18 protein-coding genes are annotated in these 16,846 nt (G+C 68.2%); 8 read left to right on the forward strand and 10 right to left on the reverse strand.

All coding sequences use genetic code 11. The annotated features are described in order from the left end of the window. Positions 1 to 21 precede the first annotated feature (21 nt). Both WJU21_RS07760 and WJU21_RS07765 read left to right on the forward strand, forming a co-directional pair. A complete protein-coding gene (locus tag WJU21_RS07760; RefSeq protein WP_346322835.1) occupies positions 22 to 1,329 on the forward strand; it encodes a TolC family protein in 1,308 nt (435 codons plus the stop codon). Continuing rightward, positions 1,329 to 2,639 (forward strand): copper oxidase, encoded by a 1,311-nt coding sequence (locus WJU21_RS07765; RefSeq protein ID WP_346322836.1) that lies wholly within the window; start codon positions 1,329 to 1,331, stop codon positions 2,637 to 2,639. The genes WJU21_RS07760 and WJU21_RS07765 overlap by 1 nt, the downstream gene beginning before the upstream one ends. Here WJU21_RS07765 and WJU21_RS07770 read toward each other — a convergent pair. The 4 genes from WJU21_RS07770 to WJU21_RS07785 all read right to left on the reverse strand — a co-directional run bounded on the left by WJU21_RS07770 (position 2,636) and on the right by WJU21_RS07785 (position 5,877). Continuing rightward, a complete protein-coding gene (locus WJU21_RS07770; protein ID WP_346322837.1) occupies positions 2,636 to 3,928 on the reverse strand; it encodes an MFS transporter in 1,293 nt (430 codons plus the stop codon). The genes WJU21_RS07765 and WJU21_RS07770 overlap by 4 nt on opposite strands. Positions 3,929 to 4,037: 109 nt before the next feature. Then, positions 4,038 to 4,454: a hypothetical protein gene (locus tag WJU21_RS07775; protein ID WP_346322838.1), complete on the reverse strand. Its 417-nt coding sequence runs from the start codon at positions 4,452 to 4,454 to the stop codon at positions 4,038 to 4,040. Further along, a complete protein-coding gene (locus WJU21_RS07780; RefSeq protein ID WP_346322839.1) occupies positions 4,454 to 4,954 on the reverse strand; it encodes a MaoC family dehydratase N-terminal domain-containing protein in 501 nt (166 codons plus the stop codon). Before WJU21_RS07780 ends, WJU21_RS07775 begins: the two co-directional genes overlap by 1 nt. Continuing rightward, entirely contained in the window at positions 4,951 to 5,877 is a 927-nt protein-coding gene (locus WJU21_RS07785; RefSeq protein WP_346322840.1) for an oxygenase MpaB family protein, read from the reverse strand. The genes WJU21_RS07780 and WJU21_RS07785 overlap by 4 nt, the downstream gene beginning before the upstream one ends. Before the next feature lie 115 nt (positions 5,878 to 5,992). On the opposite strand from WJU21_RS07785, the gene WJU21_RS07790 reads away from it, so the two are divergent. Further along, positions 5,993 to 6,484: an anthrone oxygenase family protein gene (locus WJU21_RS07790; RefSeq protein ID WP_346322841.1), complete on the forward strand. Its 492-nt coding sequence runs from the start codon at positions 5,993 to 5,995 to the stop codon at positions 6,482 to 6,484. 60 nt (positions 6,485 to 6,544) lie between these two features. Here the strand turns inward: WJU21_RS07790 and WJU21_RS07795 are convergent, their stop codons facing one another. Then, entirely contained in the window at positions 6,545 to 6,823 is a 279-nt protein-coding gene (locus WJU21_RS07795; protein ID WP_346322842.1) for a hypothetical protein, read from the reverse strand. A gap of 234 nt (positions 6,824 to 7,057) precedes the next feature. Between WJU21_RS07795 and WJU21_RS07800 the strand changes: the two genes are divergently transcribed. After that, positions 7,058 to 8,986 (forward strand): PAS domain S-box protein, encoded by a 1,929-nt coding sequence (locus WJU21_RS07800; protein WP_346322843.1) that lies wholly within the window; start codon positions 7,058 to 7,060, stop codon positions 8,984 to 8,986. 26 nt (positions 8,987 to 9,012) lie between these two features. On the opposite strand, the gene WJU21_RS07805 is transcribed toward WJU21_RS07800, so the two are convergent. From WJU21_RS07805 to WJU21_RS07815, 3 genes are read right to left on the reverse strand one after another with little or no spacing between them, the layout of a single operon-like run. After that, positions 9,013 to 9,939 carry a prephenate/arogenate dehydrogenase family protein gene (locus tag WJU21_RS07805; protein WP_346322844.1) on the reverse strand — a complete coding sequence of 309 codons (927 nt, stop codon included), beginning with the start codon at positions 9,937 to 9,939 and terminating at the stop codon, positions 9,013 to 9,015. Then, the gene (gene hisC / locus WJU21_RS07810; RefSeq protein ID WP_346322845.1) at positions 9,932 to 11,020 is read right to left on the reverse strand and encodes a histidinol-phosphate transaminase; all 1,089 of its coding nucleotides are present in this window, start codon (positions 11,018 to 11,020) and stop codon (positions 9,932 to 9,934) included. Before hisC ends, WJU21_RS07805 begins: the two co-directional genes overlap by 8 nt. Before the next feature lie 4 nt (positions 11,021 to 11,024). After that, positions 11,025 to 11,825: a chorismate mutase gene (locus tag WJU21_RS07815; RefSeq protein WP_346322846.1), complete on the reverse strand. Its 801-nt coding sequence runs from the start codon at positions 11,823 to 11,825 to the stop codon at positions 11,025 to 11,027. 153 nt (positions 11,826 to 11,978) lie between these two features. Between WJU21_RS07815 and WJU21_RS07820 the strand changes: the two genes are divergently transcribed. The 3 genes from WJU21_RS07820 to WJU21_RS07830 are packed head-to-tail and all read left to right on the forward strand — an operon-like array spanning position 11,979 to position 14,466. Beyond that, complete coding sequence (locus WJU21_RS07820; protein WP_346322847.1) at positions 11,979 to 13,160, forward strand: homoserine O-acetyltransferase; 1,182 nt, start codon at positions 11,979 to 11,981, stop codon at positions 13,158 to 13,160. Next, positions 13,160 to 13,831 carry a methionine biosynthesis protein MetW gene (gene metW / locus WJU21_RS07825; protein WP_346322848.1) on the forward strand — a complete coding sequence of 224 codons (672 nt, stop codon included), beginning with the start codon at positions 13,160 to 13,162 and terminating at the stop codon, positions 13,829 to 13,831. Before WJU21_RS07820 ends, metW begins: the two co-directional genes overlap by 1 nt. A gap of 2 nt (positions 13,832 to 13,833) precedes the next feature. Continuing rightward, the gene (locus WJU21_RS07830; RefSeq protein ID WP_346323478.1) at positions 13,834 to 14,466 is read left to right on the forward strand and encodes an HAD family hydrolase; all 633 of its coding nucleotides are present in this window, start codon (positions 13,834 to 13,836) and stop codon (positions 14,464 to 14,466) included. Between the two features lie 25 nt (positions 14,467 to 14,491). Here the strand turns inward: WJU21_RS07830 and WJU21_RS07835 are convergent, their stop codons facing one another. After that, positions 14,492 to 15,187: a class I SAM-dependent methyltransferase gene (locus WJU21_RS07835; RefSeq protein ID WP_346322849.1), complete on the reverse strand. Its 696-nt coding sequence runs from the start codon at positions 15,185 to 15,187 to the stop codon at positions 14,492 to 14,494. Positions 15,188 to 15,236: 49 nt separating this feature from the next. On the opposite strand from WJU21_RS07835, the gene gloB reads away from it, so the two are divergent. Next, positions 15,237 to 16,001, forward strand: coding sequence for a hydroxyacylglutathione hydrolase (gene gloB / locus WJU21_RS07840; RefSeq protein WP_346322850.1), 765 nt, complete (start codon positions 15,237 to 15,239; stop codon positions 15,999 to 16,001). Between the two features lie 88 nt (positions 16,002 to 16,089). Here gloB and phbB read toward each other — a convergent pair whose 3' ends face one another. Further along, on the reverse strand, positions 16,090 to 16,815 hold the full coding sequence (gene phbB, locus WJU21_RS07845) for an acetoacetyl-CoA reductase (protein WP_346322851.1): 726 nt from the start codon (positions 16,813 to 16,815) through the stop codon (positions 16,090 to 16,092). Positions 16,816 to 16,846: the final 31 nt, after the last annotated feature.

The following is a 16,846-nucleotide window of genomic DNA, read 5'->3' on the forward strand; positions in this document are numbered from 1 at the left end:
CTGCTCGCAGGCTGCGCGGCGATGCCGCCGGACCAGGGTTTCTCGCCGGTGGCGCAAGAGGTGAAATCCCGCTCGGGCCATGATGTCGCGTGGCTGCGCGACGGCGATGCCCGGCAACTGGCGGATGCGCTCACGGCCTCGCTGCTTGCCGAACCCCTGACCGCCGACAGCGCCACCCGGATCGCGCTGGTGGGCAACCGCGACCTGCAGGCCAGCTTCGCCCAGGTCGCCACCGCCGACGCGGTGCAGGCGGCCACCCCGCGCAACCCGGTGCTCGATGCCGCCATGAAGCTGCCCACCGATGGCGGCGGGCTGAACCTGGATTTCGGCGTCGCGTTCGAGTTCATCGATCTGCTGTTTCTGCCCGCCCGGAGCCGGGCCGCCGAGGCCGAGGCCGAGGCCGTACGGCTGCGTGTGACCGGCGAGGTGCTGGCGCTGGCGGCACGGACACGGATCGCCTTCGTCGAGGTGCAGGCGGCGACACGCGGCGCGGCCCTGTCCGCCGACGCGCTGGACATCGCCCAGGCCAGGGCGGACGCGGCGAATGTCCTGCGCGAGGCCGGCAACATCACTGCCGGACAGCGCGCCATGGCGGCCGGCCAGCTGGCGCAGGCGCGGCTCGCCGCCACTGCGGCACAGGACGCCAGGACCGCCGCGCGCGAGCGGCTCAATATCCTCATGGGCGTGCGCGAGGATGGATGGCGGGCGACCTCCACCATCCCGGATATGCCGGCGGCGGACGGGCTGGACGGCCTGGAGCGCCGTGCGCTCGAGGCGAGCCTTGAAGTGGCCGCGGCCTGGCAGGATCTGATCGCCCTTGGCGAACGCAACGGTCTCGCCCGGCGGGTCATCACCGACGCCGAAGCCGGCGCCGTGGCCGAACGCAACGAAGGCTCCTGGGAAGCGGGCCCCAGCATCGCCGTGCCGCTGCCGCTGTTCGACCTGGGCGGGGCACGCTCGGCAAGGGCGCGGGCGCAGGTGCTGCAGGCCGAGGACCGTCACGCCGCCGCCCAGGTGCGGGTCCTGTCGGCGGCCCGCGCGGCACGGGCGCAGCTGGAGCGGGCGCGCGCCGATGCGGCGACCAGCCGCGACCAGGCGCTGCCCGCGGGGCGCGAGGCGATGCGTCAGGCCATGCTCGGCTACAACGCCATGCAGACCGGCATCTTCGATCTGCTGGACGCCCGCGCGGCGGCGATCGAGACCAAGCGCCGGCACGTGGTGGCGCTGACCGCCTATTGGTCGGCCAGCACCCGCGCCGCGCTGCTGGCGCAGGGAGGCTCGGCCGGCACGGCAGTGTCCGTGGCGGCCCAGACCGCGGGAGAGCACTGATGTCCGGCATCAATCGCAGACAGGCACTGGGGCTTTCGGGCGCGGCACTGGCCGCCGGCGTGCTGGTATCGCGCGACGCGCTGGCCCAGCACGATCACCACATGCCACCGGCATCGCCCGCCCCGCCGCCGCCGGCGGCGACATCCCGGCGCGGCAGGGTCACGACACCGGGCGGCGACACGCTGTCGTTCCGGACGGTCGGCGGCGTGAAGATATTCCACCTGGTTGCCGAACCGGTGGCGCATGTTTTCGCGCCGGGCCTGAACGGGCAATGTTGGGGCTACAACGGCCGCGTGCATGGGCCGACCATCGAGGCGGTCGAGGGCGACCGGGTTCGGGTCTATGTGACCAACAAGCTGCCCGCGCCGACCACCATCCACTGGCACGGCATCATCCTGCCGAACGGCATGGACGGCGTCGGCGGGCTGAACCAGCCGACCATCAAGCCGGGAGAGACGTTCCTTTATGAATGGACGTTCCGCCAGCACGGGACATTCATGTACCACCCGCACCACGACGAGATGACCCAGATGGCCATGGGCCTGATGGGGCTGGTGGTGGTGCATCCGCGCGAGGCGCGGCCCGCCGACCGCGACTACGCCCTGATGCTGAGCACATGGAAGGTGACGCCCGGCACCACGCGCCCCGATCCCAACGAAATGACCGACTTCAACGTGCTGACCATGAACGGGCTGTGCTATCCGGGGACGCCCCCCTTGCTGGCGCGCACCGGCGACCTGGTGCGGATCCGCATCGGCAACCTCAGCGCCATGGATCATCACCCGATCCACCTGCGCGGCCACAATTTCCGGGTGACGGAAACCGACGGCGGGCCGATACCGCGGGCCGGGCAGTGGCCGGAGACCACCGTGCTGGTGCCGACCGGGTCCACCCGCACGATCGAGTTCACCGCCGAGCATCCCGGCGACTGGGCGATGCATTGCCACATGACCCATCACCTGATGAACCAGATGGGGCACGACCTGCCCAACATGATCGGCGCCGATGCCGGAAAGCTTCGGGCCGCCATCGGCAAGGCCGTGCCGGATGCCATGGTCATGGGCACCAGCGGCATGGACGACATGGGCGAGCACGGCATGCACATGGAGATGCCCGAGAACACCATCGCCATGGCGCCGATCCAGGGGCCGCACGATGCGATCACCATGGGCGGCATGTTCACCATCCTGAAGGTCCGCGACGATCTGACGGACAATCCCGATCCGGGCTGGTACGAGCAGCCGCGCGGCAGCGCGTCGCGCCTTGCCAGCGCCGACGAGCTGAAGCGGGACGGGATCGAGCGGACCTAGGCGGCGGCCCGGCGCGGCAGCGCGATAGCCGCCGTCCTGGTCATCGCGCTCTTGTGCAGGAAGTACATGAGCGCGGCGGCCAAGGGGAGCACCCAGAGATAGATCCCGAATGCCGTCACCGACAGCGGCAGGCCGGCAATCTCGAAATGGAACGTCCCGGTATAGCTGCCAAGGCTGTCGCGGATCTTGGCGGAAATCCACGGTCCCGCCGCCGCCGAGATCGAGAAGAACGGCGTCGCCATGCCCATCACCCGGCTGAACGAGCGGGCGCCGAACTTCTGTCCGACCATCACGCAGCACACCGGCAGCAGGCCGCCGGCGCCAAGGCCGATCAGGCCGCTGATCAGCATCAGCTGACGATAGCTTGGCTCGCCCAGGGTCAGCAGCAGCGTGCCCCAGATGACCGCGGTGGCGATCCAGTAGGGAATCCGCGCATCGACCTTGTCCGCCATCCAGCCCAGCGCCAGCCTGCCGACGATGCCGGCGACGGCAAGGATCGGAATCAGCAGCGACATGCGCTGGGGATCGATGCCCAGATCGTGCGCATAGGGCCCGATGCTGGTGAGGAAGGAATAGGAGGCGAGCGTCGTACCCAGGCAAGCGAGCCCGATGATCCAGAAAGTCGGCTCGCGCAGCACCTCGAAGAACCCCCAGGGCGCCTCGCCCGCCGCCGTGCCCTGTGCCGTCTGCGCCGTGTCGGCAACGCGCGTCTCACCCTCGCGGGGCATGCGGACGATGAACCACACCAGCGGAACGACCAGGATCACCACCAGCGCCGCCAGCATCAGGTTGGCGTCGCGCCAGCCGTAATTCTTCAGCAGCCAGGCCAGCAGCGGCGGCATGACGATACCGCCGAACGAGGAACCGAGCAGCGAGATGCCGACGGCGAAGCCGACCCGGCTCGGGAACCACCTGGCCGCCAGCACCTGCCCGGCAAGCGTGGTGGAGAACGCGTAGCCGCAGGCGATCAGCGTGGTGTACAGCGTGATGATCTGCCACATGGACGTGGCGTAGGCGACGAGCACCATGCCTGCCGCCAGCAGCAGCGTGCCGCCGATGATGATCCAGCGCATGGAAAAGCGGTCCATCAGCCGGCCGGCATAGAGCATCAGCGCCCCGGTCGCCAGCGTGGCGCCGGCATTGGCGCGCATGATCATTTCGGCGCCGGTGTCGAACTCGGTGATCCACGGCGTTCCCCAGACGGTGAAGCCATAGAACACGATGCCGACCATCAGCGCCTGGAACACGATCGCCACGGCGAGCACGTTCCATCCGTAGTACCAGCGCATCAATTTTCCCCGTTTGGTTCGGCGTTCAGTCTCCGACGGTTCAGGGGCCGCGTAAACGGATTATTCAGCGCCTGCGCAGAATCCCTGGCCGGTCAGGAGGCATGGCGCTTCATACGGGAAACGCCACCGTCGCCGTGCCCGTGGACAGCCGCGCGCCGGTATCGTCGTCCATCCACAACTCGAGATCGGCAATGGTCTCGCCTGCCTCGGCGCGGAGGGCGGTCACCCTGCCGCCCGAGGTCATGCGGCGGCCCTTGAAGAGCGGGCCGCGCAGACGGATGGCGACGGCGGCGATGCGCGCCGACGGACCGGCCCAATGGCGCAGCATGGCGTGCAGATAGGCATGCAGCAGCGGCGCCATGGCGAAAGGCGCGGGAAAACCCTCGTGCCGCGCCACGTCGTCGTCCCAGTGATGGCCGGCGAATTCATCGTTCACCGCGGCAAAGCGGTTCCAGTGATGCACGGTGCCCTCGCGGGAGAACGCCGGGATCTCGTCGCCCACGGCGATGGCGCCGGGATCGGTCATCAGTACCTCGCGAAGACGGAATCGAGGGTGCGCACCCATTCGCCGCGCTGGTTGGTGAACTCCTGCGACAAGGTGGTGTAGAGCATCAGCCCCATGCGGCCTTCGCGCTCCATGTAGTCGGTGATCTTCCAGATGCAGCGGATCACGTCGCCGGGCCGCATCGGCGCGCCGTGACGGGCGCGGATCTCGGTCAGCAGGATCGCCTTGTAATCGGGCGTCGCCACGCCCAGTTCGGATTCGCGAAAGGCGCTCATGGAAACCGGCGGATCGTCGGGCGTCGGCATGGCGGCTGTCCAGGCGAACGGATTGAAGTCCTCGGGCGCGGCGATGCCGCCGAACTGGGCGGCATAGTCCTCGTCCCAGTACTGGCGCGGCGGTGGTTCGGGCCAGTATACCGCCATCGCCCATTTGCGGATGTCCGACAGCGCGATGGGATGGGAGATGGCCTCGCGCATCACCTTGCCGACAATGCCGCGCATCTCGTCCGTGATCCATGTCATGCCGCGCCCCGCCGGTAGAGAAAATCAGCCGGCAGGCCAAGGCGCAGGCACGACTGCACCGCCGGGCTCGACGCCAGCATCATGCGTTCGGAGAATTGCGCCGCCCGCCGGACCAGCGGCGCCTGCCACGGCACAAGGCCCTGGTCGCGGTCCAGTCCCAGCAGGTCGCGCACCCGCCGTGGCGTGATGTCGACGGCGGCGCGCACCAGCAGCCGCTGGGCCGGCCGGAACGGCGCCGGGAAGATCGGCGCCCGGCCCATGATCTCGAGAAACTCGAACAGAATGGGCGACGCCTCCAGCCGGCCGTGCATGGCATCGAACAGGGCCGCGCGCTCGGCATCCGACATGGGCGCGTCGACGGCGCCGTAGAGCCGGGCGGCGGCGTCACCCTCGGCGTAGTAGCGGTCGAGTTCATCCTTCGACAGCGGCTGGACATATCGGCTCCAGGCCTCGGCGAACCCGAAGCTGGCGGTCGCCTGCACCCAGGTCAGCAGGTCCGCATCGGCGGCCCGGTAACGGACGCCCGAGGCGGTTTCGCCATGCACCCGCGCATGCATGCGCCGGACGCCGGCGATCATGGTCTGGGCCACGCTGCGCGCGCCATAGACCGTGACCATGGCAGCGAGGCCGGTCCGCCGCAGCCGGCGCACAGGATCGCCCCGGAAGCCGGAATGCTCCCATACGCCCGACCGGACCGACGGCTCGGCCAGTTCCAGGATCACCGCCGCGACCCCGCCGATGAACATCGTGATCGGGTTCTTGAAAATGCGCCACGACACGGAATCGGCGGCCACCAGCGCGGGCTCTCCCGCTGGCTGGGCGAAATCGATGGCATGGCTTTCCGAACGCAGGAGCGCGCTGGCGGCCGTGTCGAGGCGGCGCGACAGTGCAAGCGGCAGCATGACTCTGGCGGTTCCAGGCATGTGGTCTCCCCAAATCCCATCATACCTCAAGCCCGCGCGGTTACCCACGATTGCAGTTGCAGGGCATTTGGCGAGAATTGGCGGTGCATGCCACGCCGTTCAAGGGAGACCTCACATGGAAGCAGCCGGACTGGGCGACCGCGCCTTTGTCATCCTCGCCTTTGTCGCCGCCATGGGCTGCGGCATCGTCGGCGGCATCTTCTATGCGTTCTCGTCGTTCGTGATGCGCGCGCTGGGACGACTGCCCGCCGAACAGGGCGCGGCTGCCATGAAGGCGATCAACGTGGCGGTGATCAATCCGGTGTTCATGCTGGCGTTCATGGGCACCGCGCTGGTGTGCCTGGCGTTGGCCGGCCTGTCGCTGCCCGTGCTGGACGGACTGGCGGGCAAGGCCGCGCTGGCCGGCAGCCTGCTCTACCTGTTCGGGTGCTTCGGGGTGACGATGGTGTTCAACGTGCCGCTGAACAATGCGCTCGCGCGCGCGGCGCCCGATCGGGAAGCGCCGTTGTGGGCGCGTTATCTGAAGGTGTGGACGGCCTGGAACACGGTTCGCACCGTGGCCAGTTCGGCAGCGGCGGCGCTGCTTGTCGCCGCCCTCATGGTCTGAATCCGTCGTGCGGAGGGACGGAAACGCCCACGGACCTCGCGGCCCGTGGGCGCACCTGACCTAGTCCTTGTCGCCGTCGGTCACGCCGATGACGGGAACGTCGATCTCTTTTTCCTCGGTCTCGACCTTGGGAACCTCGACAGTCCGTTCCTCGGTGCCGATGACGACCTTCTTGGAATCCAGGTCTACATCGGGCGCGCGGCCCGGCTCGGCGGAAATGTTGACCTCGGGCATCTCGCCCGGATCCGTGACATTGGCGCTCCAGAACCCCGAGGCGAACAGGACGCCGACAATCACGACGACGGCCACGGCGAGTCCGATCACTACATTGCGGGACATTTTTGCATTCTCCTTACCGGTCATTGCAGGGTGGTAACGCCCCGGCGGCGCAAATAGTTGCGGAACCGTTTTTCCTGCGGCGGCGAAACACCGCCCCCGGGAAAGCAGAACTCCCCTTGCGCCACGCCGCCTGCTAGGATTCGCGCCGGGGTCCGGGAACAGACCTGTGCCGCCGGCGTTGGCAAGGGTTGGGCACGGGGGATCGGACCATATGCGGGCTGAAGAGGGACGGTCATGAAACGCGCCGTAAGCGTCTCGGCACCGCCGCCGGAGGAAGACCGCTACCGGCTTCTGGTCGATGCGATCACCGACTACGCCATCTACATGCTCGACCCGGACGGCGTGGTGACGAGCTGGAACGCCGGCGCCCATCGCTTCAAGGGCTATGAGGCCCACGAGATCATCGGCCAGCACTTCTCGCGGTTCTACACCGACGCCGACCGGCTGGCCGATCGCCCCGCCATCGCGCTGGAGACCGCCGAGCGCGAGGGCCGGTTCGAGGGCGAGGGCTGGCGGGTGCGCAAGGACGGCAGCCGGTTCTGGGCCAATGTGGTGATCGACCCGATCCGCACGCCATCGGGCGAGCTGCTGGGCTTCGCCAAGATCACCCGCGACCTGACCGAGCGCAAGCTGGCCGAGGAAAGCCTGCGGCTGAGCGAGGAGCAGTTCCGCCTGCTGGTGCAGGGCGTGTCCGATTACGCCATCTACATGCTCGACGCCACCGGCCATGTGAGCAACTGGAACCCGGGCGCCCAGCGCATCAAGGGCTACACCCCCGAGGAGATCATCGGCCGGCATTTCTCGGCATTCTATACCGAGGACGACCGCGAGGCCGGCGAACCCCAGCGGGCGCTCGAAACCGCCGAACGCGAGGGCCGTTTCGAAAAGGAGGCGATCCGCGTCCGCAAGGACGGCACCCGGTTCTGGGCCAATGTGGTGATCGACCCGATCCGCGACGCCACCAACCGGGTGATCGGCTTCGCCAAGATCACCCGCGACGTCACCGAGCGCAAGGCGACCCAGCGGGCGCTGGATGAGGCGCGCGAGCAGCTGTTCCAGGCCCAGAAGCTCGAGGCCATCGGCCAGCTTACCGGCGGCATCGCCCACGATTTCAACAACCTGCTGATGGTGGTGCTGGGCAGCCTCGAGCTGATGCGCAAGCGCCTGCCGGGCGATTCGTCGCTGATGCCGTTGCTCGAGAACGCCGTCCAGGGCGCCCAGCGCGGCGCCTCTCTGACCCGGCGCATGCTGGCCTTCGCCCGCCGCCAGAACCTGGACCCGCAGCCCACCGGCGTGCAGGCGCTGGTCGCCGACATGAACGACCTGATGCAGCGCTCGCTCGGCCCCGCCTTCAGCATCGACACAACCTTCCCCAACCGCCTTCCGCCCGCGATGACCGACGCCAACCAGCTCGAGGCGGCGCTGCTCAACCTGGTGGTCAACGCCCGCGACGCCATGCCCCAGGGCGGCGCCATCGCCATCACCGGCCGCGAGGAGACGGTGGCCGAGGACGGCGCGTTGAAGCCCGGCCGCTATGTGGTGATCGCCGTGACCGACAATGGCGAGGGCATGGACCCGGAAACCCTGGCCCGTGCCTCCGACCCGTTCTTCACCACCAAGGGCGTCGGCAAGGGCACGGGCCTGGGCCTGTCCATGGTGCAGGGCCTTGCCGAGCAATCCGGCGGCCGGCTGGTGCTGACCAGCCGCATGGGCGAAGGCACCACCGCCGAACTGTGGTTCCCCGTGGCCGCCGAGGGCGCGCCCGCCGCCGACCGGGCCACGGCCGCGCCCGAGCCGCTGGCCGACGGCCGGCACCTGTCGGTGCTCGCCGTCGACGACGACCCGCTGGTGCTGAACAACACCGCCGCCATGCTGGCCGACCTAGGCCACACCGTGTTCGAGGCCGATTCCGCCGCCGAGGCGCTGGACATATTGAAGGAATACCGCATCGAGCTGGTGCTGACCGACCACGCCATGCCGCAGATGACCGGCGCCCAGCTCGCCGCCATGGTCAATGCGCGGTGGCCGGCGGTGCCGATCATTCTGGCGACGGGGTTCGCCGAGCTGCCGCCGGGAACAGGCGCGGGCCTGCCGAGGCTGGCCAAGCCGTTCACGCAGGACGAGTTGGCGCGGGCCATTGCGGAGGCGTCGCCGGTCAGTTAGCGACGTCAGGCGGTTTCAAGCCGGCCTCACCCCTTCCCGTGCGGCCGTCCGAAATCGGCCGCCGGTGTCTCCTGACCCGCGTCGATCACCTCGCGGCGGATCGCCCTTGTGCGGGTGAACAGGTTGAACAGCGCATCGCCGTCGCCCCAGCGGATGGCGCGCTGCAGCGCGGTCAGGTCCTCGGTGAACCTGCCCAGCATCTCCAGCACGGCTTCCTTGTTGCCCAGGAAGATGTCGCGCCACATGGTGGGGTCCGAGGCGGCGATGCGGGTGAAGTCGCGGAAGCCGCCGGCCGAGAACTTGATCACTTCCGACTGGGTCACTTCCTCCAGATCGGCGGCGGTGCCGACGATGTTGTAGGCGATCAGATGCGGCACGTGGCTGGTGATGGCCAGCACCAGGTCGTGGTGACGGGCGTCCATCACCTCGACCTTGCTGCCCATTTCCTTCCAGAACGCCGCCAGCTTGTCGGTGGCGGCGGCGTCGGTTCCCTGCGGCGGCGTGAGAATGCACCAGCGGCCCTCGAACAGCTCGGCAAAGCCGGATTCGGGACCGGAATTCTCGGTGCCCGCCACCGGATGGCCGGGCACGAAATGCACGCCCGGCGGCACATGCGGGCCGACATCGTCGACCACCGCCTGCTTGACCGAGCCCACATCGGTAAGGGTGGCGCCGGGCGCCAGATGAGGCGCGATCTCGCGCGCCACGTCGCCGAACGCGCCGGGCGGCGTGCACAGGATGATGAGGTCGGCGCCCTTGACCGCTTCGGCGGCGGTATCGAACACCCTGTCGGCGATCTTCAGCCGGGCGACAATGTCGCGGGTCGCCTTGCTGCGAGCGGTGGCGACGATTTCACCGGCCAGCCCGTCCCGCCGCGCCCGGTGGGCGATGGACGAGCCGATCAGGCCAACGCCGATCAGCGCCAGCCGGTCGAAAATGGGCCGGTCAACCACGGGCCGGCTCCATGAACGCCGCCAGCACGTCGGTGACGCCCCGGTTTTCGGCCTCGGTCCCCACGGTCAGGCGCAGATGGCCGGGAAAGCCGTAGGACTCCATGCGGCGCAGATACCAGCCCCTGTCGCGCAGATAGGCGTCGGCCGCCTGGGCGCGCTCAGGCGCGCCGAAGTCGATCAGCAGGAAGTTGCCCGCGCTGGGCACCACCGACAGGCCAAGACCGCCGAGACGCTGGAACAGCCAGTCGCGCCAGCGCGTATTGTGGGCGCGGGCCTTGTCGAAGAATTCGCGGTCGTCGAGGGCGGCGACGGCAGCCGCCTGGGCCGGCGCGGCCACGTTGAACGGGCCGCGCAGCCGGTTCAGCACGTCGATGATCCCCGGCGCACCATACGCCCAGCCCACGCGCAGCGCGGCGAGGCCGTAGATCTTAGAGAAGGTGCGGGTCATCACCACATTGGGCGCCCACGAGGCCAGCTCCTGTCCGGAATCGTAGTCCGGGTCGTCGACGAACTCGGCATAGGCGGAATCGATCACCAGCACCACGTGCTCGGGCAGGCCGGCATGCAGCCGCTCCAGCTCGTCGCGGCCGATATAGGTGCCCGTCGGATTGTTGGGATTGGCCAGATAGACCAGCCGCGTCCGCTCGCCGACACAGTTCAGCATGTTGTCGACCGAGACGGTGTAGCCGTCGTCCTTCGACGCCACGGGCGTCGCGCCCACCGCATGGGCGGCGATCGGATAGATCAGGAAGCCGTGTTCGCTGTAGAGCACCTCGTCGCCCGGGCCGGCATAGCCGCGGGCGAGCAATTGCAGGATGTCGTCCGAGCCGAAGCCGCAGACGACGCGGTCGAGCTCCACCGCGTGGTGGCGGGCGATGGCCTCGCGCAGCAGTTGCGCGCCGCCGTCGGGATAGCGGTGCACCAGCGCGGCGGCCTGCGCATAGGCTTCAAGCGCCCTGGGGCTGGGGCCCAGCGCGGCTTCGTTCGACGACAACTTGCCGATGAAGCTGGTGTCCTTGGACTTGCCGCCCTGATACGGCTCGATGGCGAGCACGCCGGGGCGCGGAACGGGTCCGGTCATGACTTTAACCTTTGATTGGGTTGGCGTAGCCGCCGATGATTGCGGCGCTCCTGGCGCCATGGGCGGCGCGGACGGCTTCCAGCGCAGGATCGCCGGCCCGGTGAAAACCGGGGATGGCGACCAGCGCCGTGTCACTATGTCGCGCCAGCACGTCGCCGGCCGGCGACCGGGTCTCGTTGCCGCCAACGCCTTGCAGCACCGCCAGGGTGGTTTCGTCGCCGCTGTCCTCGCGGGCATTGGCGACGGCGAAGGCGGTCGTCCCGTTGTCCACGAAAAAGGGCAGGCGCGCGAAAATCTGCAGGCCTGCCCCGTTGGTCTCGGACGATGCAAGGCTGCGCCACCAGGGCTCGCCGCCATCCGCTGCGGCGGCGGGATCGAACGCGAACACGCCGATGGCGCCCGGCGTCGCCGCCAGGTGGGCGAGCGCGGCCGATGCGTCCTGCTGCGGCGTGAAGCGGGTGTTGACGCCGAAATGGGCGCGGGCGATGTCCCACACCGCGATGCGGTTCCGGCCGCCCCAGACGGCGATCTCGATGGGCGACTGGCGGTTGAGGAACGCGGTCATCATCTCGCGCCACATATGGGCGACGACCGGGAATGGCAGGCTGCCCGAGTGACGCTGCCGCAGGCGTCGCAGAATGCTGGCCTCGCGGCCGGGCCGCAGGCGCGGCGCGTCGGGCGCGGCGCCGTTCTTGGCGGCGACCACCAGCTCGCCCAGCATGGCGCGTTCCATGAGCAGCGCGTGGATCCGGTCATCCACGTCGTCGATCTTCTCGCGTATCTGCTCCAGCGTCGGCTGGGACATGGCGGCTGGCCCCTGATTTCGGAAGCGCCAATTACTAGTCGGCACCCCCCTGAAAATCAAAGAAAACATTGACACTCCGAAGCGCCGACCCCTAGCTAGTTCGCCGTCCGGACCTATGTGAACCGGCCAGAACCCAAGACCCGAAACGACGCGATGAACTCGATCTCCCTGCCGCACCCCAATTATGTGGAGGCGCGGCGTCAGCACGGACAGGACAACGACCCGCGCGGCAGCGTGCTGCGGCTGGAGGCCGTGCCGTTCCGTCTGGTGTCGGGCACAGAATTGCCCGAGGTGACGGTGGCCTACCAGGCCTATGGCACGCTGAACGCCGACAAGTCGAACGCGGTGCTGGTGTGCCACGCATTGACCGGTGACCAGCATGTGGCCAATCCGCACCCGATCACCGGCAAGGAAGGCTGGTGGGCAAGCGCCGTCGGGCCCGGCAAGATCATCGATACCAACCGCTTCTACGTGATCTGCGCCAACGTGCTGGGCGGCTGCCTGGGCACCACCGGTCCGAAGGAGATCAACCCGGCGACGAACCGCGAATGGGGCATCGACTTCCCGGTCATCACCATCGGCGACATGGTCCGGCTGCAGGCAGCGTTCCTCGACCAGCTCGGCATCGCCGACCTGTTCTGCGTCATCGGCGGCTCCATGGGCGGCATGCAGGTGCTGGACTGGGCGGCGCGCTATCCCGAACGGGTGTTCTCGGCCATCCCGGTGGCGACCACGGCACGGCATTCGGCGCAGAACATCGCGTTCCACGAAGTGGGCCGTCAGGCGATCATGGCCGATCCGGAATGGCGCGGCGGCGCCTATTACGGCGGGCCGGGGCCCAAGGCGGGCCTGTCGGTGGCGCGCATGGCCGCGCACATCACCTATCTGTCGGAAGCCGGGCTGCACCAGAAGTTCGGCCGCAAGCTGCAGGACCGCGACGCGCTGACCTTCGGCTTCGACGCCGACTTCCAGATCGAAAGCTATCTGCGGCACCAGGGCAGCACCTTCGTCGACCGGTTCGACGCCAATTCCTATCTCTACATCACCCGCGCCATGGACTATTTCGACCTGGCGGCGGATTATGGCGGATTGCTCGCCAACGCCTTCAAGGACACGCAGGCCCGGTTCTGCGTCGCCTCGTTCACCAGCGACTGGCTCTATCCCACGGCGGAGAGCCGGGCCATCGTCCACGCGCTCAACGCCGTGGCCGCGCCGGTGAGCTTCGTCGAGTTCGAGACCGACAAGGGCCACGACGCCTTCCTGCTCGACGTGCCCGAATTCTACGACGTGCTGCGCGGCTTCATCGGCGCCGCGGCCGAAAAGCGGGGCCTGTAATGGCGACGCGCGAGGCCACCATCCGGGCGCGGGACGTGCGCGTCGACCTGCTGGAGATCGGCCGGATGATCGAGCCGGGCAGCCGGGTGCTCGACATCGGCTGCGGCGACGGCGACCTGCTCTATCACCTGGTGCATGACCGGCGTGTGGATGCGCGCGGCATGGAGTTGAGCCGCGAGGGCGTGAACGCCTGCGTGGCCCGCGGCCTGTCGGTGGTGCAGGGCGACGCCGACCGGGACCTGATCGACTATCCGACCGGCGCGTTCGACTATGCCATCCTCAGCCAGACGCTGCAGGCCATGCGCGACACCCGCGCCGGGCTGGAACAGATGCTGCGCATCGGCAAGCGCGCCATCGTGTCGTTCCCCAATTTCGGCTACTGGCGGGTGCGGATGCAGCTGCTGTTCAAGGGCCGCATGCCGGACACCGCGACGCTGGCGCATCCCTGGTACAACACGCCCAACATCCATCTGTGCACCATCCGCGACTTTATCGCGCTGTGCGAGGATCTGGGCATCACCATCGAACGGTTCCTCGCCATCGACGCGGGCGGCAAGCGCTCGCGCACCGTCCATTCCACCCGCCGCGCCAACCTGATGGCCGAGCAGGCGCTGTTTCTGCTGGCGTTCAATGGCGAGCGGGACGAGTCGGGCGCGCCGCTGTACCGATGACCATCGACGCCGTTTTCATCGACCTGGACGGCACCCTGACCGATCCCAAGCCCGGGATCACCGGCTGCCTGCAATACGCGCTTGAAAGGCACGGCCTGCCGGTGCCGCATCAGGACGAGCTGACCTGGTGCATCGGCCCGCCCATGCAGGAAAGCCTGCGCACGCTTGCCGGCAGCGAGGCGGGCGGCGCGCAGATGCTGATTCATTACCGCGAACGCTATGCCGAGGTCGGCCTGTTCGAGAACAAGGTCTATGACGGCATCCCCGAGGCGCTGGCCGCCTTGCGGGCAGCAGGGCCGCGCCTCTATGTGGCGACCAGCAAGCCACGGGTCTATGCCGAGCGCATCCTGGAGCATTTCGGCCTGGCGGAACATTTCCTGCGCATCTTCGGCTCGGAACTGGATGGCGCCAATGTCCGCAAGACCGACCTGCTGCGCTTCGCCCTGTCCGAGACCGGCGAGAACCCGGCGAATGCCATGATGATCGGCGACCGCGAGCACGACGCCATCGGCGCCCGCGCCCACGGCATCAGGCCCATCGGCGTGCTGTGGGGCTATGGCAGCCCGGAGGAACTGGAATTGGCGGGGATGACGCGGCTGCTGGAACGGCCGGCGCAATTGGCCACCCTTCTCTAAGCCCGGTCACTTGCGTGACAAAAATTCATGCCCGCGCATAGGCCAGCGCCGGCCTGGTCTTGCCGCCATTGATGCGCGCCTCGACCACCTTCACCGCCTCGACCAGCAGCACGCCTGCCAGCGTGGGCCACAGCCTGACGCCCGGGCGCTCGGCCCAGCGGAGCAGGCTCACCGGTCCCGGCGGGGCGTGGAGCGCGCCGCGCCAGCCGGCCGGCTCGAACAGGCCATCGCTCAGCAGCCGGCTGGCCTGCCGGACGGAATAGGGGCGGCCATGACCGAACGGCGTGCGCTCGGTGAACGACCACGGGCTGCGGCGGTGCGGCACCACCAGCATGATGCGTCCCGCGGGGCTGAGCACCCGCCAGAATTCGCGCATCAGCTTCCGGGTGTTTTCGGCGTGTTCGACCGCGTGGACCACCACCAGCCGGTCAACCGATGCATCGGCCAGTGGCAAATAGTCGCCGTCGGCCAGTGCCGCCCGGTTGGGCTGGCCGCGCGGCCAGCGGGCGACGCCCTGCTCGGCCGGCATGAGCAGAACCGGCGGCCGGCCGCCGCCGGTCTCCAGGCCGCGCAGCAGCGGCCCGGCATAGCCGAATCCCACGGTAAGACCGCCGCCGAAATCGGGCCAGGCCTCGACCAGCCGGGCGCGGATCAGCATCTGGGCGGTGCGCCCCAGCGGGCTTGCGTAGAACGCCTGAAGTTCCGTTATGTCGAGATACACCGGCCTGCTGCGCCTTCCAAATGCCCCTCGCCGGGACTATGTTAGCCCCATGCTTGAAATACATCAGATACCCGTCCTGTCGGACAATTATGTGTACCTGGCCCACGACGCGGCGACCGGGATGACGGCCGTCGTCGATCCGGCCACCCACGAGGAAGTGTTCGAGGCGCTTGAGCAGAAGGGCTGGACCCTGACGCACATCCTCAACACCCATCACCATGCCGACCACACCGGCGGCAACTTGGTGGTCAAGGAGCGCACCGGCTGCATCATCGTCGGCCCGCGCGCCGACCGGGACCGGATCCCCGGCATCGACGTGGAAGTGGGCGATGGCGATAGCTATGCGCTGGGCGAGAGCGTGGCCAAGGTGTTCGACGTGCCCGGCCACACGCGCGGTCATATCGCCTACTGGTTCGGGGAGTCGGACGCGCTGTTCTGCGGCGATACCTTGTTTGCGCTGGGCTGCGGCCGGCTGTTCGAGGGAACGCCGCAGCAGATGTGGACGTCACTGCAGAAGTTGCGCGCCCTGCCGCCGCAGACACGGGTGTACTGCGCCCACGAATATACCCAGGCCAATGCAAACTTCGCGATCACCGTCGAGCCGGGCAATCCCGTGCTGGTCAAGCGCAAGGCGCTGATCGACGACATGCGCGCCAGCGGCAGGCGCACCGTGCCGTCCATCCTGGCCGAAGAACTCGCCAGCAACCCGTTCCTGCGCCCGGATAGCCCGGACCTGCAGAAGACTTTGGGCATGGTTGGCGCCCCGCTGGTCGACGTGTTCGCCGAGACCCGGCGGCGGAAGGATAATTTCTAGCAGGGTCGAACCGGACCGCGTCCCTTCAGGCTTCCAACGAAAAAGGGCGACCCGAGGCCGCCCTTTCCGTCGTCTCTGAGACCGTCAATCAGCCGGCGATGTACTGGGCGCCGTTGATGGTGAGGGTCGAACCGGTGATGAAATCGGCGTCGTCGGCGGCCAGGTAGAGCACGCCGCGGGCGATGTCTTCCGGCTCGCCGAGGCGGCCGCACGGGATCGTCGCGATGATGCTCTCCAGAACCTTCTCTGGCACGGCGGCGACCATCTCGGTGTTGATGTAGCCCGGCGCGATCACGTTGACAGTGATGCCCTTCTTCGCCGTCTCCTGCGCCAGCGCCTTGGTGAAGCCGATCATGCCGGCCTTGGCGGCCGAATAGTTGGTCTGGCCCATCTGGCCCTTCTGGCCATTGATCGAGGTCATGTTGATGATGCGGCCGAAATTGCGCTCGCGCATGCCGTCGATCAGGTGGCGGCACATGTTGAACACCGAGGTCAGATCGACGTTCAGCACATCGTCCCACTGTTCCTTGGACATCTTGTGCAGCATGGCATCGCGCGTGATGCCGGCGTTGTTCACGAGGATGTCGATGGGGCCCAGATCGGCCTCGATCGCCTTGATGCCGGCGGCGCAGGCGTCGAAGTCGCCCACATTCCACTTGTAGACCGCGATTCCGTGTTCCTGTTTGAACTGGGCAGCGGCCTCGTCGTTGCCGGCGTAGTTCGCCGCGACCTTGTAGCCCGCATTCTTGAGCGCGCACGACACCGCCGCGCCAATACCCCGAGTGCCGCCCGTAACCAGCGCAACACGTGCCATGCTAAGTCTCCTGAAGTCTTCTATGGTTTCT

The sequence above is a fragment of the Emcibacter sp. SYSU 3D8 genome, from assembly GCF_039655875.1.
Lineage (GTDB): Bacteria > Pseudomonadota > Alphaproteobacteria > SMXS01 > SMXS01 > RI-34.